Raw genomic sequence first — 23,688 nt, forward strand, 5'->3', positions numbered from 1 at the left:
TCGGGCTTATGTCCTTTATACCCGTAAAATTTTCCAAGCCATGTTTCCCGAGGGGGAAATGATCCTCTCCGATTTATGAGATCGAAGCCAAGCGAAGAATGAATTTCGGGCAGATTCTTCTAAGGTCATGCTGCCCGGTCTTAACAAAAGATCAACAACTTGGTGAAACGAATTAAAATCCTTTGCGATCTTATGTAAAGAAGGGTCCAGGAACCTGGCTGTAAGTGTAAGGTATTCGACCGCTAAAGGAGCAAAAATTTTTCCGAGGGACCAATCTGCGGGAGTAATCCCTAAGGATTCATGGATAAAACTTACTTGCTTGGAATAATCCACCTCGTCGAAAATTTCAGAATATGTATGCCTTACCCCTTCGAATGTATCCTTGGAGATCTGGACCATGAAGTCGGACTCTTGGTATTTCTTAGCAGTAAAGTCTATAACCGCATCTTCTAATACGGTAAGAGAATCCAAGGGGATAACTCGGGACGAAAAGTAGGCCCGTTTGGTGTAAACGGACATAGTTTTTCCCTGAGAAGCCGGTTGATAAACGTCCTCTTTGGGGACTCCTCCTAAATGCATTACATGAAAACTGGTAATGATCGCAAAGGGAGGGAGCTTATCTCTCCACACTTCGGGAGAATTTTCTCTGAACATTTCTCCTTCCGTATAAAACGGTTTGATCAGGAATAAACGATCAATATCTCTTTTTGGTCTGGGCTCGGGAAGAACGAGAGAATCTGCTACTAACTCGGGAGCTAATTTTAGAATTGATTTTAGGAAACTTTCCGCAGCGCTAAACTCTATCTCAAAAACGGAGGTAGAAGGAAGAATAAACTTTTCTTCGAATTCGACAAAGGAAGTGTGAAGATTATCCACATAGACGGAAAGTTCTTTGTTCCTTACATTCGAATGATTCTGCAAGAGCCTGTTTAATTCTTTAACTTCATTTAGCTTCATTTTTTCTTTTTCGGCAGGATCCTTACCTCGTACGGTTTGAGTAACTTGAAACCGGCAAAAGTTTTCTTACCGGAATGATTGATAAAAATTTCGTAGTTTTCGGACTTACCCTTTCTAAAACTACGCTCGATGGTAGGGCCGTAAAAAGTAAAAGGGATGCCCGCCATCCTTAAAGTTCTTCTGTACAAGAGCATAAACGAGATCGGGCTCAGACTCGCTCCAACGTATACGACAGATCCTTTTCCGAATCGATTACAAGTTATGACAGGTTTTCCTTTATAAAATTTCTTATTGTCGGAATATCTTGCCCAAACTTTGGCCGTTGTAGGTTCCAGGATCTCACAAATTTTCGAGCAGGTTCCCGGTAAAACTCTGAATCGGAAGTTTACGTTTCGATTCCCTACCGCTTCGAACTTTCTTACTTTGACTCCCGCCATTTCAGAAAATGGACCAGGCACTTGAGAATCCAACATCCAGGAATTTTTGTCCTTGAGACCTGCTCTATACCCTAAAATTAGAATACCTCCTTCTCTAACGAATTGTTCTAATTTTTTCACAATCGAGTCATTGACCATAGCATACAGTGGAAGTACCAAAACCTTGTACTTGGAAAAGTCTGTTTTGGAGACGGGCAAAAAATGTGTGTTTACATTCAGAATGTTCAGGCCTGCAAACCAAGTTGCCATCTCTATATCGTAGCCGACTTGTGCGAATGGAACGGGACTGTGTTTTAAACCGGAAGAGATGGGTTGGTGTTTGAAATTTCTCGCATTCTCTATATCATGAAGGACGGCAACATCTGCAGGAAAATGTTCCGAAGCAAAGTCATTCGCTTCCGGTAAGATCTCCGATATCCCTCTTTGTAATTCCAAGTATCTGTCCGTGAGAGATTTATCGTGATCTAAGATCCCGTAACAGAGTTGTTCTTGTCCGAATCTTGCCGTTCGATATCGGAAAAATATAATTTGTTCCGCACCCTGAACGATCGCTTGTTTCATCCAAAGCTGTACTTGTCCGGGTGCTGGAAGATATCCCAACGTATCGTGTCCTTGGAATCCTGAAATTTGTTCCATCACAGTAAACGGAAGATCTTTCAGACCTCGATTGTACTGATGCATTGCGGAGATAAATGGATGAGGAAAAGGTTCTTCTTGGTCTCCCCATGTCGGATAATTATCCCAAGATACGTAATCTAAATGAGTGAATAATTCGCTCATATCGATTACAGGAAGAAAGGGACTCGGATATAAATTCGTAGTGAGTTTCCGATTCGGAGAAAACTTTCGAACAATATCAGATTGCAGTTTTACAAAATCCACGATCGTATCCGAATGGAATCTGTAGAAGTCTTGGATCATAGAAGGATTATAACCTGCACTCACATGAGGACCTGGTAGAGGTATTTCATTCCAATCATTGAAGATCACTCCCCAAAAAATATTTCCCCAAGTATCGTTCAGATTCTGGATCGTTTTGTATTTAGCCTTCAGCCAAAGACGAAATGTTTTGAGAGAAGTTTCAGAATGATCGATGTCCGATCCTTCGTGGCCGATCTCATTGTCTATCTGCCAGCCGATCACTGCTGGATGATTTCCTAAGGCTTGGGCCATCTTAGTCACGACTTTAATCACAGCTTTTCGATAATTCGGAGAAGAAAAACATGCCTGTCTTCTTGTACCTATACTTCTTAAAACTCCATCTCGAACTTGCAGAACGTCAGGATATTTTTTAGCAAGCCAAGGAGGGAATGTGGCCGTAGGGGTACCCAGGATCACATCCATTTTATGTTTTTGAAAGAGATCCAACATCTTCTTCCAAAAAGAAAAATCGAACTTGCCTTCTTTCGGTTCGACTAAGGCCCAAGAAAACTCTGCGAGACGAACTCTGCTCAGTCCCATGCCCTTCATAATACGAATATCTTCTTCCCAATCTTTAGGAGTCCATTGTTCAGGATAATAATCCGCTCCGAAAATCATTCGGTCCTCACAGGTTAAAAAGGTAGAGACGATGATTCTCTTAAGGGAAGATCTTTCCAGAAAGAAAACCGGGAAATACCTTAGAAACTAGGAAAAAATACTGTCTTTTCGATACGATTCAGGGAGAATAGATAAGAACCTCGTCCTGAAAGGTCGGGAACCCTATATTGCATGGAAAACAACGATATATACCATTATGGGATTCTTCCCGACGTTCACTTTCGTTTTTCCTCGGCCGAAATTTCTTACGCAGTAACTGCGGCGTCTAACTTACACGGTTTCGATGACGCAGGAACGGAACTTCTGGCAAGGACGATGCTTGCCGCATTCTTCTTAGCGGATCTAGTAAAAGAAGATACAAAGGTAAGCGTTCAGATCCGTTTTTATGACGATTCGGAGATTCATTCGGTCTTAGCTTATAGTACTCGTAATGGAAGACTTAAGGCAACTTTAAGACATCGACCCGAAGAAGATATAGAATCAGGACAGATCTCAGAGGAAAATTTAGGAATTTTGAAAGTATTCCGTTGGAAAGACGGAGAATGTATTTATCAGTCTATCGTACCTTTTAGAAACCAAAGTTTCGAAACGAATATCGAAAACTACCTGAGAGATTCGGAGCAAGTTCCTTCCTTTTTAGTGGCTTACGTTAAATTGGAAGGTTTGCATTGGAGGATCAAAGGTCTGTTCTTACAAGCATTGCCGGAAGCAAGACCGGAACATATAGATGCAGTTAGAGAATTAGCCGGAAAACTAGAAGAGGAAAAATCCAAAGTTTTCGAAGGAACCGTTTCCCAAGCTTTAGAAATTCTGCAATCTTCTTGGAATACGAAGTTCGAGATACTGGAAACAGGAAGACCGGAATACAGATGTGATTGTTCCGAAGAGAAGATCAAGGAACTCATACAAAATTTAGGAAAAGAAGAAGCAATGGACATTGCAGAAGAGCAAGGACAGATCGAAGTCACCTGCGAATTTTGTAATTCCATCTATAGATTTCCGAAGGCACAGGTCTTAGAGTTATTTTAGAAAACGGAATGTCAGGACGGTTTGAAAATCTTACCTTAGATTCTATAGACATCCCTGTCACAAAACTTGCAGGGATTCTAGCCGTTGTCTGGAAGGAGGGAAAATTTCCCCTCCTTCTTCTTTCCGGAAAAATGGGCTCGGGAAAAACCACATTCGTTTCTAAACTTGTAAAAGCTCTGTTGGATCAACTGAAGCCCGGATTGGATAAATCCAAATTATTCGTTAATTCTCCTACTTACACCTTGATGAATGAGTATCCTTTTCTCGAGATCCGAAATCAATTCGGAGATCCATTGGAGATCTTTCATTTTGATCTGTATCGGATCGGTTCTTCGGAGGAGATCCCAGATCTGGGCTTTGAAGAATATTGGAACGGCAAGGGAATTTCTCTGATAGAATGGTGGGAAAAAGCAGAACCCGAATTTAATGATAGAAAGTTCCGCATTAAAATAAATTTGGAAGAAGCGGACGAGGATACCAGAAATCTGCAGATTACGTTTTTAGGAGAAGAATGGAGAAGGCCCGATCTGCAAATCGAGCCCTTCCTGAAATCGGAGAAAATTTTATGACAAAAATATTATTCTTCGATGCGACTAACTCTTGGATCTTAGCGGGTTGTTATCTTAAAACCGAAGATGGCAAACTCGAAAAAGTTTCCGAATACAGAGAATTACATAACAGGGAATCTTCTCTCTTGCTTATTAAAGAAATTTCCCATTGTTTGAAGGTATCTAATTGGGAAAAACCTGATATAATAGTTACCACTACCGGTCCCGGATCATTCACGGGGATTAGGATCTCAGTGGCAACAGCACGTAACTTTTCGCAAATCTGGAATGTTCCGGTTTTGGGAATCGATAGTTTAGAATTGTACACCTGCCAGTATTATGCGGAATCGGAATCTTCCGTTTGTGTAGGAATAGAAGCGAAACAAGGAAAAATTTATTTCGGTCTAAGAGACTCCAGAGGTTATTGGGGCACCTTGGACATTGCTCCGGATCTGATCCCGGAAACCATCCCGGAAGATAGGATAGGCTCTTATCTTACCGGAATTAAGTTCAGTGACTCTCCCGAATTTTTTGCGGGAACAAATATGAAAGAGAATCTTCCTTCGCCGGAAGCGAGTTTGTTGGAGAAGTCCGGTGATATCAAAAAGGCGTTATCGAAGCCGGAAGATCATTCGTATTTGCATTTGGTTCCGAATTATCTGAGAGGAACGTACGCTGATGATAAGCCTAAGGTATATTATACATGACACAAAAAAAGAAAATAGTTAAACAAACACTAACAAAGAAAAAAACAAAAATCAGAGAGAACGGTGAAAAGAACCAAGGACCACAAAAATCCAACTCCAAAAAATCGGATGAGAAAGATCTAAAAAAAAGTATCCGAGAAGCAAAGGAGAAGGTCTCCAAAAAGAAAAAGGATCATAAGTCTTCCCGCTCCAAGAAACTGGAACTATACCCGGTCGAACAAAAAGTTTCGGCTCCTTCTTCCAAAAAAGGAAGAAAAGATAAAAACAATTCTTTTAAGCAAGAATCCATACAGGAATTTAAAGAAGAAATTCCTGCACCGAAAGAAGAAATAAGCCGTAAGAAACCTTCTTACGAAAATCAAAATAAGAATCCGGGATATTCTTCCAAACCTAGTTATCGCAAAAACGAATCCCATGTTCCGGGTTCAAAGCCCAAGTTTTATGATAGAAAATTCGGGAGTCATGATTGGGAAAGAGAGAATGAACCTGGCAGAAAACTTTTAAAATTTTTCCGTTCTAAATCCGGAAAGGTTATCTCTATGCAAGAGGTATATTCTAAATTTATCGCTCATGCCGGGCAGAAAAAGGGATTTAGAAGAGAGAAATGGGAAGCCCAGGAACAAAAACGTTCTGCCGAAGAAGTATTGATCTTCTTTGAAAAAGAAGGTCTGATCGAGATCCAAAAAAAGAATATCATAGTTCGTCCGAACCAAACTTTACAAGGAACTATCTCATTAAGTAAAAAAGGGGACGGCTTCGTGAAGCTGACTACCGGAACAGAAGTTTTTGTCCCTGGACAGTACACTTCCTCCGCAATCCAAGGAGACCTTGTAGAAATTCTCCCTACCGGTATCGGCCGTAAAGGAAAACTAGAAGGAGAAGTTGTCTCCGTTCTTAGACGAGGTCGTGAACTTTATAGAATGAAGATCACGGAGAAGGACCATAAATTTATAATCGGGACCTTTTTGGATATGGATGGAGATCTCAAAGAAGGTTTCCTTCCCCGTAAAACATTACTCCAAGATCTGCAAGATGAGATAAACGTTGGAGATGTTTTGATCGTAACCTTAAAACAAGATTCCGATCACGAAAAGAATCTATACGAAGCGCACTTTGTTCGTTTCGAGTCGGATACCAAAGAAGACACGGATCTGATGAGAATGTTAATGAAGTACAATTATACCATCCTCTATCCGGACAATATAAAACTGGAAGAACTTCCGGATGAAGTGGATGAATCTACCGTAGATAATTGGAATTCTAGAGTAGACTTGAGAGAACTGCAATCCATTACTATTGATGGAGAATATTCCAAGGACTTTGACGATGCGATCTCCTTCATAAATGAAGGAAAGAAGATCCGATTTTACGTTCATATCGCTGATGTATCCCATTATGTCAAACCTGGTTCCGATCTGGATGTGGAAGCTTATTCCAGAGCAACTTCCGTTTATTTGGGAAGTAGAGTTGTACCTATGCTTCCTCCCGAACTTTCCGAAAATCTTTGTAGTCTTGTGGCTAAAAAAAATCGACTCGCATTCACTGTGGAAATGGAAGCGGACTGGAGCGGGACAATCTTCCACGCTAAATTTTATAAATCCATAATTCGTGTCACAGAGAGATATACGTATAATCGCGCAGAAGAAGAGATTAAATCCGGAGATCCAAACAATTGGATCTTCCAAATGATGAAATTTGCGGACATTCTCAGAAAGAGAAGATTGAACTCTGGAAGAGTCGACCTGAACCTAAAGGAAACTAAGGTGGTCACCGATTCGGAGCACAACGTAATCGAGATTAAACCGGTAGAAAGACTACAAGCTCATATCCTAATCGAAGAATTCATGCTCTCTGCGAATATTAAAGTGGCGGAGTATATCCGTAAAAAAGAAAGACCTACTCTATATCGTGTCCATGAACCCATGGATGTGGAAAAATTGGAGATGTTAAATTCTTTTTTAAGATTGAACGGGGTCAACGCACAGTTGCAAGATACCAATTACGAATCCATTCGTAATGTTTTACAAGCTATCGAAGGAACTCCGTCCGAAAGGCTCTTTAATATTTCTCTTTTGAGAAGTTTTATGCAGGCTTACTATTCCGGAGAATATTTGGGACATTGGGGCTTGGGTTTTAAAGATTATTGCCATTTCACTTCTCCAATTCGTCGTTATCCCGACTTAGTTTGCCATAGAGTTTTAGAAAGTATTCTTCTTTCGGATAAGGAACCTTATTCTGAAGAAGATATTAAAGTAATGGGTCTTCATACTTCTCATGAAGAAAGAAAAGCAACGGATTCCGAAAGGGATTATTATAAACTCAAGGCTTGTAGATTTTTGGAAAAAACCGGTATCAAAGAATTTACCGCGACCCTTGTTGGATTTAAGGCGGCTGTTGCATTTGTGGAATTGAATAATCCGCCGGTGGAAGCGATCATCCCTGCGATAGAATTTACGGATGAAGGCGAATTACAAGCAGAGACGGACTTCACTTTCTACTCTAAAAAATATACCAAACAATATTCATTAGGAGAATCTTTCCCTGTTGAATTGGATAGAATCGATTTTGAAGAAATTAAAATTTACGTGAAGATGAAAAAATTCCAAAAGAAAGGATAGACAAAGTCGAACATATTCCAGAACATTCGTTACGGCAAACTTTGTTTTTTCGAACAAAGTTTAGGAGTTAGAATTGGAATCGTTTCTGGATGAGAAAGTTTCTCGTAGCCGCTTTCTAAAGTTTTTGTTCAAAACGGCCGCCATCTCGGCCATCCTAGTTCCTCAAGCTTCCTGCAAATCCGGATCAATTCCGAAGTTGCATGGATTGAGTGATTCTGAATATCTCGCTTTCAAATCATTGGAAGAAGTTTTCCTAGTAGGGAATCCGATCCAAGGATTCGACTTGGGAGTCGCCGCGGATAAGTACATTTACGGCCATCCTTATCCGATAGATACTGAATCCGTTTTGAAATTATTAGCATTCTTACCGGGTTCCTCTCTTGTTTCTCTAGCTTTGGATTTTTCTTTCACCTCTATGGTGGGACTTTCCAAAGAAGATAGAGAGAAACGACTTCTCTCCTGGAAAAACTCTTCCTTATCTTTGAAAAGAGGCGCTTACAATATTATGCGTCAGTTGTCCTTCTTCTTAGTTTCTATGGAAAGAGATTATAACGAACTAGTGGGATATAAAGGTTAAGAACTATGGGAGCGATTCCTGAGGCAAATTATAAGATTATCACTCCGGAAAAACACGAATCTTTGATCAAAGAGAACGCGATCAAAGACGGAGTTTGGAAATTACAAGCAGAAGCAGTCATTATAGGTTCCGGTGCAGGAGGAGCAGTTGTTGCTGCCACTCTTGCAAAAGCTGGTTGGAAAGTTGTCCTGATCGAAGAAGGCGGATATTTCACTCCTGCAAAATTCACAGGCGACGAGTTTCTTTCCCAAGCTAGATTGTATAGAGATGCAGGTTTTATCATCTCAGAAGAGCAAACTCTTTCTATTCTTCAAGGAAGGACGATCGGAGGTTCTACCACAGTAAATTGGCAAACATCTCTGTATCCTCCGGATTACGTAACTAATGAATGGGATTCCCGCTTCGGCTGGAAAGGTTACGGAAGACAGGAAATGGACGCTTATATTTCGGAAGTCCATGAAAGGATCGGCGTCCACGAAGTTCCTCAAAATCTGATCAATGCAAACAATAACACCTTGATGAAGGGTGGAAAAGTATTAGGTCTTCATCCGGAAGTATTAAAGAATAATAATAGAGGATGTATTGGCCTCGGTCGTTGCGGTTTGGGTTGCCCGATCAACGCAAAACAATCCGCATTCTTAACGTGGATCCCGGATGCGATTGAAGCCGGCGCGACCGTTATCTCCAATATGAGAGCACAGTACATCCAAGACGGAGATATTAAGACGGTAGTTGCAGAATTCACCCCTGATCCTTACGAAAAAGCTCCCAATAATGTTCTAGAAAAAATTGTGATCGATGCTCCGGTCGTAATCGTGAGCGCGGGTGCGATCGAAGGACCTGCACTTCTCCAAAGATCCGGGCTTGGAAACGACTGGGTGGGAAGAAATTTGAAAGTCCATCCTACAAGCACGAACTTTGCGATCTTTGACGAGACGATCAATATGTTCTCCGGACCTCCTCAATCGGCGGTAATCAAAGACGGTCATAATCAAGACAATACAGGTTACGGTTATTGGTTAGAAGTAGCTCCGTTCCGTCCTACCTTGGCAAGTTCACTTATTCCTTTTTATGGACAGAAACAATTCGATACGATGAAAAAGTATCCGAACATGAGTGCAGGGATCGTCCTCGTTCGCGATGGTGCGGATGGTGAAGCGAATGCTTCCGTAAAATGGTCTTTGGGAAGAAGAAAAGTGTATTTCGAGATCACTCCTACCGACGGTAAAAATTTACTCAAAGGTTTGAAAGCATTGGCAGAAGTGCAAGTTGCTGCGGGTGCAAAGGCGATCGTATTCCCGTTCCCTGATGTGGAAGAACCTATCCCTGTGGATAAAAATTCCAAGTTCGATTGGATCTTGGACAAGAGTATCGAGCCTGGAAAGATTGCGATCGGTTCGGCTCACCCTCATGGCTCCATCCAAGCAGCTAAGTCTCCCGACTTAGGTGCCGTGGACCTGGATTTCCAACTCTTTGGCCATAAAAATATTTTCGTAATGGATGCTTCCGTTTACCCGACAGGATTATCGGTAAATCCGCAAATTACGACAATGAGCGTGAATCTGAGAGCCGCAAGAGCTTTGGCTCAGAGAAAGGCGGAGGTTTTAGGAAATAAATAATTCCTCTTGGAAGGCGAGAATTCCACTTTATTCATGGCGTTCTCATCCAAAATTGGATAAATGCCTTCCTTCTTTTGTAGTATTCGGAGGGAAAATACCGGTCTTACTAGTATGACTAGGCCGTTCCTTTCCTTCTTGATTTGCTTTAGTATATTCTTCTTTTCCAATTCTGTCTCCGCGGATATGAAAGAAGGTAAAAAAGCCTATTCTAGAAAAGATTACACAGAGGCGCTCAAACAATTCCAAAAATACAACGATGGAAACCCTTCCTCCGGCGAAGCCTGGATGTATATGGGTTATATCTACGAGAGCAGAAAGGATTATACCAAATCCATCCAAGCATTCAAAAAAGCGGTTAGTCTAAACCTCCCTAAAAAGGATCTGGTCAATTCTCTTACAAAGATCATTCTGTATCATAATTATCAAAGAGATTATGGAGAAGTAATCTCTTATTCCAATCGATTATTAAAGATCGATCCGGAACTTTCTCATATCCAAAAGATCAGAGCTGCAGCAGAGGAAAGATATTCCTCCGGCGGAAGTTATCGAAAACCTGTTTATCATGAGGAAGAAACGGAACAGGAAAGTGTTTCCAGTCTGGAAAAAAAGTTAAAACAGGATCCGAACAATAAAGAGATCCTTTGGAGACTCGCATTAGCTTATTATAATGAAAAAGAATTTGCCAAATCCGAATTTATTCTTTCCGGATTAGTGAAGAATGAGCCGGAGAATGTGGAGTATGGTTATAAGTACGGCGCTTTGCTCGTCCGGATCGGAAACTACGACGATGCACTTGTCGTTCTGAATCGTATCGAACCAAAGATCCCTTCCGAAAGGGAAAAATTACTTTATTATACACATCTTACCCAAGCGGCCGCTTACCATAAAAAGAAAAATTTCGAAGAAGCGTCCAAGTATTATCGAAAGGCACACGCGAATAAACATACGGTATTACCCCTGATCGGTCTGACCAAAATTAAATGGCAGTTAAAGGATTGTGATAACGCGATCAAAACTGCCGAAAAGGCGCTGGAATACGGAGAGAAGACAAGAGAGATCCGAATGTATATCGGCCTCTGCAAGATACAGATCGGTAAAAAGGAAGAAGGTTATGATCTTTTGAAAGAGATCGGGGCCGCCATTGAAAAAGAAAATCCTGATCTGAAAGATCTTCCGGATGTGTATTACGACGGTATATTAAAACTCGCCAGATATTATACAAACAACGGTAACTACGATAAAGCCGTTAAATACTTTCATGCTGTCCAACCGGACGAGGAAGAGATCAGAGAATATAATTTTTATTTAGGTAAAACCTATCTATATACCGGCTCTGTCGACAAAGCGATCAATCATTTGGAGAAAGTGGAAGATTCTGCGGGAGCTTATTATCTTCTCGCAAAATGTTACGCAGAGAAGAATGACCAAGAAAGGACAATGTCCTATATTAAAAGATCCGGAAGTATTAAATCTTCCTACTGGGCTTCCGCAGAAAAAGATAAGGCTTTCAAAAAATTCAGATCCGACGAAAGTTTCAAAACATTCTTAGAGACGAGAGCCGGGACTAGAGATCCTAAAAAATCGGAAGAGGAAAAAGAAGAAAACGATTCCCAAGATAGGGATTAATCTTTTAATTTTCTTTTAGAAAGGACGGTTTCTAGATCCACTTGGCCGGGGGCTTTCGGCTCCCCTAGACAACAATACGTAAATTGAGATCCTATTTTTTCCGGGAATATCCTGAATTCCTTTCCGGATTCTCCCATTAAAATCCCGCAAAAACCGATCGGGATATTTTGTTTTGCACAAAGTTTGGAAAGTTTCAGCGCGGAATGTTGGAATTCCTCGGATTCTTGTTCGTCCTTTGGAAGTGCAGCTAACTTAAAGATCCTTTGAAAAGGAAGTTCAGACTTAACGGTAGCTAGAACTTCTTCCGTAACAGGTCGTAAAAAAAAGAGTAATTCTTCGAAATCGGGAACTCCGGAAAAACTGTGAACGGATCGAATGATCCCGAAACGATCCTCATCTATTCCGTTAAAGACCGAATTGTCCTTATCCAATTCCAGATCAATATAATGTTTTCCCGATTCTAACCCTGAAAGTAAAGGGGCAATATTATCTCTATTCCAAATTCCTAAACTTTCCAGACTTGAATCTTCCGGTTGCCTATAAGTGAATACGCATGAAGCGCTTAGTTCCTTTATTTTATGTAGGATCTTTTGCGGAGCGCTTGCGTCGGACCGGAATTGGTCCAAACGGATCTCTAAAAAATCGGCTTTTGGAAGAGTTTTTAGACCGAAAAACTCCTCTTCATTCAAAGTAAGAATGATCCGAATTTTTTGAGAGTCGCTTTTGCTCATCACAAATCAGAGTCCTTTTTGTAAAAGATCGTGGATGGAAATGATCCCGAGTAATATCCCGTCTTTGGAAACGATCGGAGCTACTGAGATCGGTTTTTCTCTTCTTTCCATGGATTGTAAGACATCGTAAGCCATGATCCCGCTCTCGAAAACGGTCGGTTTAGAATTCATTAATTCTTTCGCTTTGATGGACTTTTCCAATTTTCTGTCATTTAATAATTTTCTAATATCGTAATCGGTTACGAATCCAATCAATTTACCGCTTGGATCCACGACGCCTGTTGCACCCACAAGTTTTGTTGTGATTTCGGAAAGAACTTCTTCTAAACTTGCGTCGGAACTTACCTTTGCAAGTTTATCTCCCTTTCTCATCACATCGTCCACTTTTAGGGATAATCTTTTTCCGAGTCTTCCTGCAGGATGATATAATGCGAAATCCTCTTTTTGGAAATTTCTAAGTTCCATGAGCGCCATTGCGATCGCATCTCCCAACATCAAAGCGATCGTTGTGCTGGAAGTGGGGGCAAGTTCTAGAGGACATGCTTCTTTTAATACCGGGGTTAAGATTACAATGTCGCAGTCTAAGGCCAATCTGGACTGAGGATTAGCAGTTAAACCTACCAACTTGGCTCCTATACTTTTTATGGTAGGAAGAAGGTTCAGTAATTCTTCACTTTCACCGCTCTTGCCGATCGCAATAACAACGTCGCCATGTGCTAAAATCCCGGCATCACCGTGTGCTGCGTCGGATGGATGTAGAAAATAAGAAGGAGTTCCTGTAGAAGATAGAGTGGAAGCGATCTTTTTGCCAACGTCTCCGGATTTTCCGACTCCGGTTACGACTACCTTTCCTTTGGATTGGAAGATCAGCTCTACCGCTTTTTCTACATTCGGATCTAGGTTCTCTCTAAAATGAAGGATTGCTTCGATCTCGGTATCCAAAGCTTTTTTAACTTTATCTAATGTATTTCCCACTTCTAATTCTCCTCGTCCGTTTCCAATAGTTCCGAATCCAATTCCAAGGATACTGTAGTATCCATTCCGGAAATGGAAACAAGAATAGACGATTTACTTCCTTTTCGGATTACTCTTGCCTTTCTGTCTTTAAAAGGTCCGTTTTTGATCAGGACCTTTTTACCGGGAGACAGCATCTTTTCCCTTTCGATCTTGATCTTATCCGGATACTCGGTCACAAGTTGGCGGATCATCTCGATATCGTTCTCTTCGATTAGGAGAGGAGTCTCTCCAATCGAAACGAATCGTACAGCTCCTGAAGTTTCCAGGACTTTTAGTTTTTCGGTCCTTATATCAATTTTTACGAATACGTAAGAAGGAAAAACAGGTACCAGAACCGTTTTGATCCGATCAGACCATTGTTTTTTTGCCGAAATAATCGGCAAGTATTGGGTTATTCCTTTTTTGGAAAGTTCTAGCGCTAACTTCTTCTCCGCCCTAGAATTTGTATAAACGGCATACCAAGATTTAGAGGTGTCACTCATCTGATTCAATACGAAAGGATACCGGAATAATTATAATATTTCCTTCCGGTAGTTGAAATTTCCAGCTAGAAACCGATCTTTTAAAATGTGTTTCGAAAACCTTATATTTGCAAGGTTTGATAGTTGTAACTCTTTTTGCGCTTCCGTTAGGTCCTATCATTACTTCCCAAGAACAATCGGATTCCAATCTCTGCTCCAATGCTTCCGGTGGGAAATGTATCTCGTTTTTAAACCTTTCGATCTCCGCTTCCGGCGTTCCTGCCAGGCCTGAGTTAGAAGATGTATCCTGTCCTTCTCCTTGATTTTTAGGGAGTGAAAAATGAACACTAGGGACTTGTCCTTTGCTAAGACTGAGTTTGATCTGTTCCGAAAAATTTTCAGGGTTTAGATTTCGGATCAAATAGTAAGATATGAATAGGACCGCATGTATAGAGAGAGAAATGAAAAAGGAAACCTTGGGTCCCATAGGATAGTTACGATTTTACAAGAATAATTGACATTGAATTTTTCTTGAATCGAATTTTCCGATTCATAAAACTCTGCGGATGCAATCTTTTGATCCGATTCACGGCTCTATGATCGAGATTATTTCGATCTTGGTCACTTGTTCCTTTGTAGGTTGGATCACAAACTATATAGCAGTGCAGATGATCTTCTATCCGGTCAAGTTTAAAGGTTGGGGAATTTTAGGCTGGCAAGGTATCATTCCGAGACATTCTAAAAAAATGGCAGGTCTCATTTCGGATGTGATGCTGGAAAGATTGATTCGCCCTTACGATCTTTATAAAAAAATAGATCCGGTACAAATTGCAGATCTGATCCGAGATAGGATCGGCGAAAAATCCTCTTCCATAGTCAAAGACATATTTTTTGCGGACAACCCTGTGATCTGGAAGATGGTCCCGGAAGAAGCAAAACAAGTCTTAGAAAAGGAGATCCGAGAGGACATTCCCAAAAAGATACAAGAGATCTATACTTCTTTCGGGGAAAATCTGGATAGTATATTAGGAATTGGTGATTTGATCAAAGAATCTCTTTCGGGAGAAAACGTAAATATTCTCTCTGAAATTTTCAGGAGATGTGGTGGTCCCGAATTCAGATTTATCGTTCGATCCGGGATCTATTTCGGATTTCTGATCGGATGCGTTCAAGTCTTATTCATCGCATATTTAAACCAATGGTGGACCATGCCTATTATGGGAATTTTTGTAGGTTATATCACTAATTGGCTGGCGATCCTTATGATCTTCTCCCCTTTGCGACCCAAGAACTTTTTATTATTCAAATACCAAGGTCTTTTCTTGAAAAGGCAGAAAGATGTTTCCAGGGAATTTGCATCCGTGGTGGCTTCTAAAATTTTAGATCCGGAAAGTTTAATAGGGGTGATCTTCAAAGGGAAAGGAGGAGATCTGATCATTACTGAACTTCTTTCCAAATCCAAAGAATTGATGGATGAGAAATTAAAAAAAAAGATCCCGTATGCTTCTCTAATTTTAGGTTCTAAAAAGCTGGAAGAATTAAAGGAGAAGATCGCAAATTCCATTTTGGAGCTGATACCCGAAACGGCTGACAAGATGAAAGATTATATCGAAGAAAGATTAGAGATCGAAAAATTGGTCTTCGAAAATTTGAGTATACTGCCCCCGGAAGAATTCGAACATCTATTACATTCAGTCTTTAAAGAAGACGAGGCCACCTTGATTACCTTAGGTGCAGTTCTCGGAGGTATCGCCGGATGTATCCAAGCATATCTTGTTTTTATAAAATAAGAGTGCAGTCGGTTTTCGGATATAACCACTATAAAATAAACCGAAAGTATTATTCTTTCATCGGATTTTTTCCGGATTATTTCCCTTTTATATTCCGATTTATTAAAATCACGTAGCTGATCTTTTAAATTCGCTATACCAAACTTGACTTCAATAAATTACTGAAAATATGAGAAAGAACCTACCGGTAACGGGTCGAGAAATTCAGTTCGCTGAATCTGCGGTAATTATTTCCAGAACCGATTCGAAAGGAAAAATCACTTATGTTTCCCAGGACTTTGCGGACGTAAGCGGTTTTTCAGAAGAGGAGATGCTGGGCCAACCTCATAATATTGTCCGTCATCCGGATATTCCCCCGGCAGTTTACAAAGATCTTTGGGACACCGTTCAGTCGGGCCGCCCTTGGAATGCGATCGTAAAAAATCGCGCAAAAAATGGAGACCACTATTGGGTGGATGCCACCGTTACTCCTGTTCTTGAAGACGGAGTCATTACCGGGTACATGTCGGTTCGCAAAAAGACAACTAGGCAACAAATCGAGAAAGCTGAAAAACTTTTTGCAAGAATGAACGGACAGTCTCAACTCATTAGAACGTTCCTCTCTTTTATAAATTCCCTCCGAGTTAAATTCGGATATCCTGGTCTTGTGGCTTTCACATTCGCATGTATTTTCATTCCTTCTTCTTATTTAGGTTTGAAACTATTTTTAACGGACCCGATCGCTTCTACTTTAACCTTTCTTGCTGTGGTTCTGGGATTTTCACTTTGTTTAAGAGCTATCTATAGTTTAAAAAAGAAAATGTCCGAAACCTTGGAGATAGTAGGTAAAGTTGTAAACGGAAATCTTGCCGCTGAATTCCCTAGGAAAGAAGGGGTCGAAGATGCCGACAGAATTTATTCCAACTTCAGATGTATGACTATCAGTCTTTGGGGACTCCTTGTCCAGATGAAAGAAAACTATCAAAGAAACTTAAAATTGTATGAGGAACTTTTCCAATCAGTAGGTTCTTTCGAAAGAGTTTCTCAAAAACAAGCGCATGCTGTGCAAGAAACTGCGGCGGCTTCCCATGAACTGTCTAAAACGATAGATGAGATCGTATTAACCATTAGTGAGCAGACTAGAAGTTTATCTAATGTAAACGAAAGTATCGGTTCTATCGATGTGTCCTTGGGAGAAACCTCCAAATCAATGCAAAACCTGGAGTCACAAGCCGGGACTGTAGCGAACAAGGCCGATCAAGCAAAACAGATCTTTAATGAAGCTATCCAATCCATGGAACAAATACGTTCTTATTCCAATGAGATCAATAAGATCGTGGGGATTATCACGAGCATTTCCGAACGAACGAATATGCTTGCGTTGAATGCATCCATAGAATCCGCAAGGGCCGGAGAAGCAGGAAAAGGATTTTCTGTAGTTGCGGATGAGATCTCAAAACTGGCGGAACAAACCAAATCTAGTATCAAGGATATTACTTATCTAGTAAAAAGTACATCCAACTCAGTGGAAGAAGGTGCGCTAAAAGTGGGACAGTCAGTAGATGTCTTCGAAAATTTACAGAACTATATCGAAGAAGTTCATAACTCCGCGTCCAAAGTAAAAGGTCTCTTGTTGGAACAATCGAAAAGATTGGGAGAAATACGCAGCAGTTCCGATCAGGTTTTGGTTTTAGGAAAGATGATGACCGGGACTTCCGAGCAACAAAAACTTTCCGCGGGAGAAATTTCGGATTCTATGAGTGCAATTTCCAAATCGGCAGAAGATATAGCTGCCACCTCCGAAAATATCAGACAATCTGTAAAAGATACCCTGGTACATTCCCAGAAATTTGGCGGAATTTTGAGCCATTTTAAAACGGATTAAATTCGAAACCGGAAAATTTTTTCATCCGGTTCTTATCCATTTCCCCGGGAATTTCCCGCAAAAAAGCCGATATCTATTCTAGAATGGAGAATCGTTTCCTAAGACTTGCACTCTTACTCGCGATCATAGTGACTCTTCTTTCCTATTGGAATCATGGATGGGTTTCTTATCTAAAAGACTTCGTGGTTTTTATCCATGAAGCAGGACATGCGATCGCAACTTTGATCTCAGGCGGTTCCGTGCAGATGATAGAATTGAACGGCGATGAAGCTGGGCAAACCGTTGCATCTCCTACGTCCGGTAAAAGTCCTTTTATATTCGTGGTATCTGCAGGTTATTTGGGTTCTTGTCTTGTTGGCGGATTTTTGATCAATAGAGGATTCAAAGGAAGTCTAGTCCGTCCCACTTTGTTACTTTTAGGAGGGGCAGTTTTACTGCTTACTCTAAAATACACTTCTTCCGGCGGACTCGCTCAAAGGACTGGTTTGTTTTGGGGGATTTTTCTTTTCATCTCTTCCTTTTTACCATTCGGCTGGGATCGATTGATCACTGTGTTTTTAGGGACGAGTGTAAGCTTGTATAGCCTCTATGACCTTTTGGATTTTACCGAGAATGTACAGAATACGGACGCAGGTATCTTAGCTTACTGGGCTACCGGAACTTCTCCAGGTAGTTCCGTTCCGAAATCGGTTTTATTCCTGGGATATTTGATTGCTCTGCTCTGGTCTTTTTTTAGCGTATCCATCATATTCTTTTCATTGAAGAGAGCTGTGGTTCCTCGTCCGATCCCGGAGGAGACTCCTGGATTTGATGAAGGGCCGGTAGTGGGTTTAGATAATCCGTTTCCTGGAGAAGTAACTCCGGAAGTATTGGAATGGTTTTTAAGCAGAGGTTTGGATCTGAACGGTAAACCTCTTCCCCCGGAATTTACGAATATTGAGAGAATTGATGGCTAATAGAGTGCTAGTGACCGGCGGTGCCGGATTTATCGGATCTCATTTATGTGAAAGATTGATACAAGAAGGTAACGAAGTTATCTGTGTAGATAACTTTCACACGGGAAGAAAGAAGAATGTCGAAAAACTTCTCTCCAACCCTCGCTTCGAACTGATACGTCATGATATCACTGAGCCGATTCGACTCGAAGTGGATCAGATCTATAACTTTGCTTGTCCTGCTAGCCCGATCCATTATCAATCCAATGCGATCAAAACGATCAAGACCAATGTCCTTGGTACAACAAATATGTTGGGACTTGCTAAAAGAGTAAAGGCAAGGATCTTACAAGCTTCCACTAGCGAAGTTTACGGAAACCCGATCGAACATCCTCAAAAGGAAACGTATTGGGGAAACGTAAATCCGATCGGTATCAGAAGTTGTTACGACGAAGGAAAGAGGGTCGCTGAAACTCTTTGTTTCGATTATCACAGAAATCATAAAGTGGACATTCGAGTGATCCGTATCTTCAATACTTACGGACCTCGCATGCTTCCGGACGATGGAAGAGTAGTAAGTAATTTTGTGGTCCAAGCGCTTGCGGGGAAAGACATCACTGTTTACGGAGACGGTTCACAAACTAGATCTTTCTGCTATGTGGATGATCTTGTGGACGGTATCATTAAAATGATGAATACCCAGGACTTCAATGGTCCTGTAAACTTGGGCAACGACGGAGAGTTTACGGTTAAGGAACTAGCGGAGTTAGTTTTAAAAGAGACCGGCTCTTCTTCCAAGATCATTTATAAAACTCTTCCCCAAGACGATCCTGCCCGCAGAAAGCCGGATCTGACTTTAGCTAGACAAAAACTGGGTTATGAACCGAAGGTTCCTTTATTGGAAGGAATCAGGAAAACGGTCGATTATTTCAAAAATCACTTGGATTAATCGTTCGCCGAGAAAATCTGGACCTACTTTTCCCCAATAAGGGAATTTAACCGAAAAATTGAGTTTCGAGTAGGCTGTATGAATATCGGAGTTTTAAAAGAAGCTAAGGAAGAAACTAGGGTAGCCGTAACCCCGGACGTAGTCGACGCCTTAAAAAAAATCGGTGCTTCTGTTCTCATCGAAAAAGGCGCTGGAGAAGGTTCTTATTTCTCCGACGAAGATTATAAAAAAGCCGGTGCGTCGATCCAATCTCGCGCTGATATACTAAAAAAGTCCGACCTAGTTGTGAGCATTCACTTAGCGGATGGTGCGAGCTTATCCAAGATCAAAAAAGGAGCCTTCTATTTAGGAATGTTCCAACCTGCGGTAAATCCTCAGGTAATAAAAAAGCTTTCTTCTGGGAAAGTTACAGTATTGAGTCTGGATGCGATCGCTCGTATCACTCGTGCTCAGTCTATGGACGTTCTTTCTTCCCAAGCAACAGTTGCCGGATATAAAGCCGTTCTTATCGCTTCCACTCATTTGACCAGATTTTTCCCAATGCTAACGACCGCAGCGGGTACGATTACTCCAGCTTCCGTACTCATCATAGGAGCGGGCGTTGCGGGATTACAAGCAATCGCAAGTTCCAGAAGATTAGGTGCAGTAGTAGACGTATTCGATACTCGTCCGGAAGTAAAAGAACAAGTTCAATCTCTCGGCGCTAAGTTCGTCGAGGTGGAAGGCGCAACTCATTCCGCTGCTGCGGGTGGTTACGCTGTAGAACAAACCGAGGAATACAAAAAACGTCAGCAAGAAGCGATCGAAAAATTCGCTGCAAAAGCCGACGTGATTATCACGACTGCATTGATCCCGGGAAGGAAAGCTCCGATCATCATCACCAAAAAGATCGTGGATAGAATGAAAGCTGGATCCGTAGTAGTAGACCTTGCTTCTCCAAACGGAGGAAACTGCGAGTATACTCAACACGGCAAGGTTGTATTAACTAAAAACGGGGTTTCCGTAGTTGGTCACCAAAACTTGGCTGGTTCTCTTCCTTCGGATGCATCTAGAATGTTCGCTAAGAATATATTAAACTATCTGAAACTTTTGGTGAAAGAGAAGAAGATCAACTTGGATTTAAACGACGAGATCATTTCCTCAACCACGATTACTCATGATGGAGAGATCCGTCATAAACTGACTTTGGATGCTTTAGGCGGTTCCAAACAAGAAGGGAAGAAGCCAGCGGCCAAGAAAAAGGCCTAAACTCCCGAAACAGGTTCCTATCAACCACCCTCCGAGTACATCGGAGGGAAAATGGTGGAGAGATAATAATCTTCCTACCCCCGCCATAAAACTCAGCACTAAAAACCATTCCGGAAAACCGAACAAGAACACTAAGATCAATGCTGCCGTCATCGAATTAGATGCATGCGCGGAAGGAAAAGAATGTTTCATGTCGGGATTTTGATCCACTTTTCCGGCAACGGTAATTAGAGGTCTTTTACGAGCGATCAGCTTCTTTAAAACTAAAACAAAACGATCATTTGCATAGGCGACAAGCCCCGAATAAGGAATTACGATCCACCAAGGATAAGGAAGAACTCCCTGCCACGCAGCATAAGCGAGATAAGGAAGAATAAGAACTAACATGATCTCTCCCCGATTGATCCTAGAGAGGGTTCGGTTCAGAATGGGAGAATGGATCTTTTCGCGAATAAACATTGCGATCGCATAATCGATCCTTTCGAAAACGGATAATTTTTCCAATATGTTCTTATCCAAGTAAGGATTTCCGTAACGTGGAGATTAGATCGGACCTGGAAACGGAAGACTGTTCTCCCGAGACGATATCCTTTAACTGAACCTTGTTTTCGGAGATTTCGGATTCTCCTAAAAAGATCAAGAAACGATATCCTTTTTTTTCCGCCGTCTGGATTTGTTTGCCGAGTTTTGCAGGCTCGAGCATGGTTTCCACTCCGATTCCTTCCTTACGAAGCTCTTCTGCGAGTTTCAAAACTTCAGGAAAAATTTTATCGTCCATCAATGGAATTAAAACTGCAGTTTTAGAATTCAGATCTTTTGGGACCAGGCCATGTCCTTCCAAAAAGTTTTTGAATGTAACATCACCTAACCCGAAACCGATACCGGAAAGTTGTTCATTAGAGAATAATCCGATCAGGTTGTCGTATCTTCCTCCGCCATATAATGATCTTCGGTTTTCGGGATTGGTATCGAATACTTCGAAAATACAGCCGGTATAATAATCGAAACCACGAATGATCGAAGGATCGAATTCAAGTTGGTCTTTGATCCCCAAAGATGCCAGATCCGAAAATAGGTTCCTAATAAAATCCACGGAAGAACGGTCGATACCTTCCAATTCTCCGATCGTTTGGAGATTTGTATCCAGATATTTATAGATTAGAGTAAGTTGTTTTTCCGGATCGGAAAGTAAAGGTTTGATCTCTTCTTCAAAAGACTCTTTGCTGATCTTTGATTTTTTATCCAGAAGTTTGGAAACTGCATGGGCTTTTTCAGGAGCTAAAGTTAGGGTTTGGTTCAAGAATGAATCCAAAATCCCTCGATGCGAGACCTTGATCTGGTAACTTCCTTTTGGAGCTTTAAAATTTTCTAAAATTGCATTTGCGATCAGAATGATCTCAACTTCCGCCCGGTAGGAATTGACCCCGAATAGATCCACATTGAGCTGCCAATGTTCTCTAAGGCGCCCTTTTCCAGGCTGTTCGTATCTCCATAAGTTCGGGATGGAAAACCAGCGAATAGGTTTGGCAAGATTTCTGACTTCGCCGGCGACCATTCTTGCTAGAGTGGGAGTCATTTCGGGACGGATCGCAACATGACGATCTCCTTTGTCCGTAAAATCGTACAATTGTCTTTGTACGATTTCTTCTCCGCTTTTTGCCAGATAAAGTTCGAAAGATTCTAGGATGGGGCCGTCGTATTCTTCGTATCCGAAAGATTGGACAGTCTTCCTCATAACGGAAAACATCCAATTTCGGAATCTCATCTCTTCCGGATAAAAATCTCTCGTCCCCTTGTAGGGGGCTGTGGGTAAAAAGGCTTTCTGTTTTTCCAAGTCTCTTAGACGCTCTTAATGAAGCTTAAATTCTTCTTTAATAGAGTCATATTCGTCTTGGCATCATTGGAGCCAACTATTTCTGCACCGACTAGGTAAATTTCCCCTACTTGAGAAATATGTCGGATTTTAAATGCGAATCTCAGTGGAGCTTGCATCTTAAATGTTATATCCGCTGTAAAGAAAGGTTTGTGCAGAAACGATTCGACTAGCTGGGATTCGGTTACTTCCAAAAGAATTCCCCCCTCGGAAGCATTGATCACGTTCTGACGGATATCGACATCTAGCGTGTTAGAATCTTCTATCCTATCGTTAAATACGTCTTCTAATTCGGCGTATTTTTTCAGGATCGCCGGATCCAAAATTCTGTCCTTAGTCTCCGCATAACCTAAAGCAACGAGTTTAGGTCCGGAAGGATCTTTGTAGTAGATCGGATAGACAGCAAAAGATTGTATTTTTCCGGAGCGATACACTTTGGTCCGATCTTCCAGGATCATCTCGTCTTCCAATTCTTGCTTTAAATCAAGAATATTAAAACCGTTGGATTCTTCTTTGGAAAGAGGATCCATACTGATCGCATCTTTTACAAAGATGGTTTTACCTGTACGTTTTGCTAAGTCCTGCTCAAAGCTAAGTTCTTTCCCCGAGGGAAATACCAATCTAGAATAAGGAAATTCAGATAAGATGTTCTTGTGTAAGTCGGTTAAAAGAATTTGGCCGGAGGTTCCTAAAACTTTGGTGGAATCCTGTTCCTTCTTTAACATGTGGAATCTATGAGCAACGACCTTGCCTTGTAATCCTTCAATCCGCGGAAGAATACGGCCGTCCTTTGCGATCCTTACATATTCGGGAGAACAAACAACTACGCCATCCTCATGATTGATCGAATCCACTCGAAAGCCGATCTCCATGTGTTTACTTAAAGTTTTGTAAACAGTGATCTCGCCTTCTTCATTCAAAGTTTCCGGATCGATCCTGAGAAAAATTTTTCCTTCAGGAGTAGTTTGTAGGATCTGTAATTCTTGTTTTAAGGGATTTTCTTTCAGAAAGAGCCCGTTATTATGAACGTACTCTTTCAGAATATAACCGATTTTTTGAGGATCCCGGATCGTATCCCATATTCTTGGTGATTGTAGGTAAGATCGGTACTCGACTTCCATCTGCTCTCCTGTTATAGCCCCAAAAACTTAAGTTTTTGGATC

21 protein-coding genes are annotated in these 23,688 nt (G+C 41.2%); 12 read left to right on the forward strand and 9 right to left on the reverse strand.

Annotated features, from left to right (window positions below; genetic code table 11):
- Positions 1–15: 15 nt before the first annotated feature.
- Positions 16–957: an LIC_10030 family protein gene (locus tag AB3N61_RS00145; protein WP_367898187.1), complete on the reverse strand. Its 942-nt coding sequence runs from the start codon at positions 955–957 to the stop codon at positions 16–18.
- Complete coding sequence (locus AB3N61_RS00150) at positions 954–2,933, reverse strand: beta-galactosidase (protein WP_367898188.1); 1,980 nt, start codon at positions 2,931–2,933, stop codon at positions 954–956. The genes AB3N61_RS00145 and AB3N61_RS00150 overlap by 4 nt, the downstream gene beginning before the upstream one ends.
- Before the next feature lie 171 nt (positions 2,934–3,104).
- On the opposite strand from AB3N61_RS00150, the gene AB3N61_RS00155 reads away from it, so the two are divergent.
- The 7 genes from AB3N61_RS00155 to AB3N61_RS00185 all read left to right on the forward strand — a co-directional run bounded on the left by AB3N61_RS00155 (position 3,105) and on the right by AB3N61_RS00185 (position 11,657).
- Positions 3,105–3,962, forward strand: coding sequence for an Hsp33 family molecular chaperone HslO (locus AB3N61_RS00155; RefSeq protein WP_020769746.1), 858 nt, complete (start codon positions 3,105–3,107; stop codon positions 3,960–3,962).
- Between the two features lie 8 nt (positions 3,963–3,970).
- Positions 3,971–4,531, forward strand: a complete 561-nt coding sequence (gene tsaE, locus AB3N61_RS00160; protein ID WP_367898189.1) for a tRNA (adenosine(37)-N6)-threonylcarbamoyltransferase complex ATPase subunit type 1 TsaE — start codon at positions 3,971–3,973, stop codon at positions 4,529–4,531.
- Positions 4,528–5,217, forward strand: coding sequence for a tRNA (adenosine(37)-N6)-threonylcarbamoyltransferase complex dimerization subunit type 1 TsaB (tsaB, locus tag AB3N61_RS00165; protein WP_020769590.1), 690 nt, complete (start codon positions 4,528–4,530; stop codon positions 5,215–5,217). Before tsaE ends, tsaB begins: the two co-directional genes overlap by 4 nt.
- Complete coding sequence (locus AB3N61_RS00170) at positions 5,214–7,835, forward strand: ribonuclease R family protein (RefSeq protein ID WP_367898190.1); 2,622 nt, start codon at positions 5,214–5,216, stop codon at positions 7,833–7,835. Before tsaB ends, AB3N61_RS00170 begins: the two co-directional genes overlap by 4 nt.
- A 73-nt stretch (positions 7,836–7,908) precedes the next feature.
- The gene (locus AB3N61_RS00175) at positions 7,909–8,412 is read left to right on the forward strand and encodes a hypothetical protein (RefSeq protein ID WP_020769840.1); all 504 of its coding nucleotides are present in this window, start codon (positions 7,909–7,911) and stop codon (positions 8,410–8,412) included.
- Positions 8,413–8,417: 5 nt separating this feature from the next.
- On the forward strand, positions 8,418–10,031 hold the full coding sequence (locus tag AB3N61_RS00180; RefSeq protein ID WP_367898191.1) for a GMC family oxidoreductase N-terminal domain-containing protein: 1,614 nt from the start codon (positions 8,418–8,420) through the stop codon (positions 10,029–10,031).
- Positions 10,032–10,214: 183 nt separating this feature from the next.
- Complete coding sequence (locus tag AB3N61_RS00185) at positions 10,215–11,657, forward strand: tetratricopeptide repeat protein (protein ID WP_367898192.1); 1,443 nt, start codon at positions 10,215–10,217, stop codon at positions 11,655–11,657.
- Here the strand turns inward: AB3N61_RS00185 and AB3N61_RS00190 are convergent.
- The 4 genes from AB3N61_RS00190 to AB3N61_RS00205 are packed head-to-tail and all read right to left on the reverse strand — an operon-like array spanning position 11,654 to position 14,353.
- Entirely contained in the window at positions 11,654–12,388 is a 735-nt protein-coding gene (locus AB3N61_RS00190; protein ID WP_367898193.1) for a type I 3-dehydroquinate dehydratase, read from the reverse strand. The genes AB3N61_RS00185 and AB3N61_RS00190 overlap by 4 nt on opposite strands.
- A 6-nt stretch (positions 12,389–12,394) precedes the next feature.
- Positions 12,395–13,363: a KpsF/GutQ family sugar-phosphate isomerase gene (locus AB3N61_RS00195; RefSeq protein WP_367898194.1), complete on the reverse strand. Its 969-nt coding sequence runs from the start codon at positions 13,361–13,363 to the stop codon at positions 12,395–12,397.
- Positions 13,364–13,365: 2 nt separating this feature from the next.
- A complete protein-coding gene (locus AB3N61_RS00200) occupies positions 13,366–13,887 on the reverse strand; it encodes a UpxY family transcription antiterminator (RefSeq protein WP_020769893.1) in 522 nt (173 codons plus the stop codon).
- The gene (locus AB3N61_RS00205) at positions 13,880–14,353 is read right to left on the reverse strand and encodes an LIC_10042 family TonB-like protein (protein WP_020769536.1); all 474 of its coding nucleotides are present in this window, start codon (positions 14,351–14,353) and stop codon (positions 13,880–13,882) included. The genes AB3N61_RS00200 and AB3N61_RS00205 overlap by 8 nt, the downstream gene beginning before the upstream one ends.
- 109 nt (positions 14,354–14,462) lie before the next feature.
- On the opposite strand from AB3N61_RS00205, the gene AB3N61_RS00210 reads away from it, so the two are divergent.
- From AB3N61_RS00210 to AB3N61_RS00230, 5 genes are all read left to right on the forward strand, one after another.
- Positions 14,463–15,656 carry a DUF445 domain-containing protein gene (locus AB3N61_RS00210; RefSeq protein WP_367898195.1) on the forward strand — a complete coding sequence of 398 codons (1,194 nt, stop codon included), beginning with the start codon at positions 14,463–14,465 and terminating at the stop codon, positions 15,654–15,656.
- Between the two features lie 169 nt (positions 15,657–15,825).
- Positions 15,826–17,520, forward strand: a complete 1,695-nt coding sequence (locus AB3N61_RS00215; protein ID WP_367898196.1) for a methyl-accepting chemotaxis protein — start codon at positions 15,826–15,828, stop codon at positions 17,518–17,520.
- Between the two features lie 83 nt (positions 17,521–17,603).
- On the forward strand, positions 17,604–18,476 hold the full coding sequence (locus AB3N61_RS00220) for a M50 family metallopeptidase (RefSeq protein WP_020769560.1): 873 nt from the start codon (positions 17,604–17,606) through the stop codon (positions 18,474–18,476).
- A complete protein-coding gene (locus AB3N61_RS00225) occupies positions 18,469–19,404 on the forward strand; it encodes a UDP-glucuronic acid decarboxylase family protein (protein WP_036089439.1) in 936 nt (311 codons plus the stop codon). Before AB3N61_RS00220 ends, AB3N61_RS00225 begins: the two co-directional genes overlap by 8 nt.
- 78 nt (positions 19,405–19,482) lie before the next feature.
- On the forward strand, positions 19,483–20,652 hold the full coding sequence (locus tag AB3N61_RS00230; protein ID WP_020769548.1) for a Re/Si-specific NAD(P)(+) transhydrogenase subunit alpha: 1,170 nt from the start codon (positions 19,483–19,485) through the stop codon (positions 20,650–20,652).
- Here AB3N61_RS00230 and AB3N61_RS00235 read toward each other — a convergent pair.
- The 3 genes from AB3N61_RS00235 to AB3N61_RS00245 are packed head-to-tail and all read right to left on the reverse strand — an operon-like array spanning position 20,599 to position 23,646.
- Positions 20,599–21,111: a phosphatase PAP2 family protein gene (locus AB3N61_RS00235; RefSeq protein ID WP_367899113.1), complete on the reverse strand. Its 513-nt coding sequence runs from the start codon at positions 21,109–21,111 to the stop codon at positions 20,599–20,601. The genes AB3N61_RS00230 and AB3N61_RS00235 overlap by 54 nt on opposite strands.
- Positions 21,112–21,163: 52 nt before the next feature.
- Entirely contained in the window at positions 21,164–22,486 is a 1,323-nt protein-coding gene (gene hisS / locus AB3N61_RS00240) for a histidine--tRNA ligase (protein ID WP_020769477.1), read from the reverse strand.
- Between the two features lie 5 nt (positions 22,487–22,491).
- Positions 22,492–23,646, reverse strand: coding sequence for a DUF1577 domain-containing protein (locus AB3N61_RS00245; RefSeq protein ID WP_020769842.1), 1,155 nt, complete (start codon positions 23,644–23,646; stop codon positions 22,492–22,494).
- Positions 23,647–23,688 lie beyond the last annotated feature (42 nt).

Source organism: Leptospira sp. WS58.C1 (assembly GCF_040833995.1).
GTDB lineage: Bacteria > Spirochaetota > Leptospiria > Leptospirales > Leptospiraceae > Leptospira_B > Leptospira_B cinconiae.

Excerpts from the sequence above, each read along its gene's own strand:
- AB3N61_RS00145 (WP_367898187.1), bottom strand. The coding sequence starts at position 957 with ATGAAGCTAAATGAAGTTAAAGAATTAAACAGGCTCTTGCAGAATCAT.
- AB3N61_RS00150 (WP_367898188.1), bottom strand. The coding sequence starts at position 2,933 with ATGATTTTCGGAGCGGATTATTATCCTGAACAATGGACTCCTAAAGAT.
- AB3N61_RS00155 (WP_020769746.1), top strand. The coding sequence starts at position 3,105 with ATGGAAAACAACGATATATACCATTATGGGATTCTTCCCGACGTTCAC.
- tsaE (WP_367898189.1), top strand. The coding sequence starts at position 3,971 with ATGTCAGGACGGTTTGAAAATCTTACCTTAGATTCTATAGACATCCCT.
- tsaB (WP_020769590.1), top strand. The coding sequence starts at position 4,528 with ATGACAAAAATATTATTCTTCGATGCGACTAACTCTTGGATCTTAGCG.
- AB3N61_RS00170 (WP_367898190.1), top strand. The coding sequence starts at position 5,214 with ATGACACAAAAAAAGAAAATAGTTAAACAAACACTAACAAAGAAAAAA.
- AB3N61_RS00180 (WP_367898191.1), top strand. The coding sequence starts at position 8,418 with ATGGGAGCGATTCCTGAGGCAAATTATAAGATTATCACTCCGGAAAAA.
- AB3N61_RS00185 (WP_367898192.1), top strand. The coding sequence starts at position 10,215 with ATGAAAGAAGGTAAAAAAGCCTATTCTAGAAAAGATTACACAGAGGCG.
- AB3N61_RS00190 (WP_367898193.1), bottom strand. The coding sequence starts at position 12,388 with ATGAGCAAAAGCGACTCTCAAAAAATTCGGATCATTCTTACTTTGAAT.
- AB3N61_RS00200 (WP_020769893.1), bottom strand. The coding sequence starts at position 13,887 with ATGAGTGACACCTCTAAATCTTGGTATGCCGTTTATACAAATTCTAGG.
- AB3N61_RS00205 (WP_020769536.1), bottom strand. The coding sequence starts at position 14,353 with ATGGGACCCAAGGTTTCCTTTTTCATTTCTCTCTCTATACATGCGGTC.
- AB3N61_RS00210 (WP_367898195.1), top strand. The coding sequence starts at position 14,463 with ATGATCGAGATTATTTCGATCTTGGTCACTTGTTCCTTTGTAGGTTGG.
- AB3N61_RS00215 (WP_367898196.1), top strand. The coding sequence starts at position 15,826 with ATGAGAAAGAACCTACCGGTAACGGGTCGAGAAATTCAGTTCGCTGAA.
- AB3N61_RS00220 (WP_020769560.1), top strand. The coding sequence starts at position 17,604 with ATGGAGAATCGTTTCCTAAGACTTGCACTCTTACTCGCGATCATAGTG.
- AB3N61_RS00225 (WP_036089439.1), top strand. The coding sequence starts at position 18,469 with ATGGCTAATAGAGTGCTAGTGACCGGCGGTGCCGGATTTATCGGATCT.
- AB3N61_RS00230 (WP_020769548.1), top strand. The coding sequence starts at position 19,483 with ATGAATATCGGAGTTTTAAAAGAAGCTAAGGAAGAAACTAGGGTAGCC.
- AB3N61_RS00235 (WP_367899113.1), bottom strand. The coding sequence starts at position 21,111 with ATGTTTATTCGCGAAAAGATCCATTCTCCCATTCTGAACCGAACCCTC.
- AB3N61_RS00245 (WP_020769842.1), bottom strand. The coding sequence starts at position 23,646 with ATGGAAGTCGAGTACCGATCTTACCTACAATCACCAAGAATATGGGAT.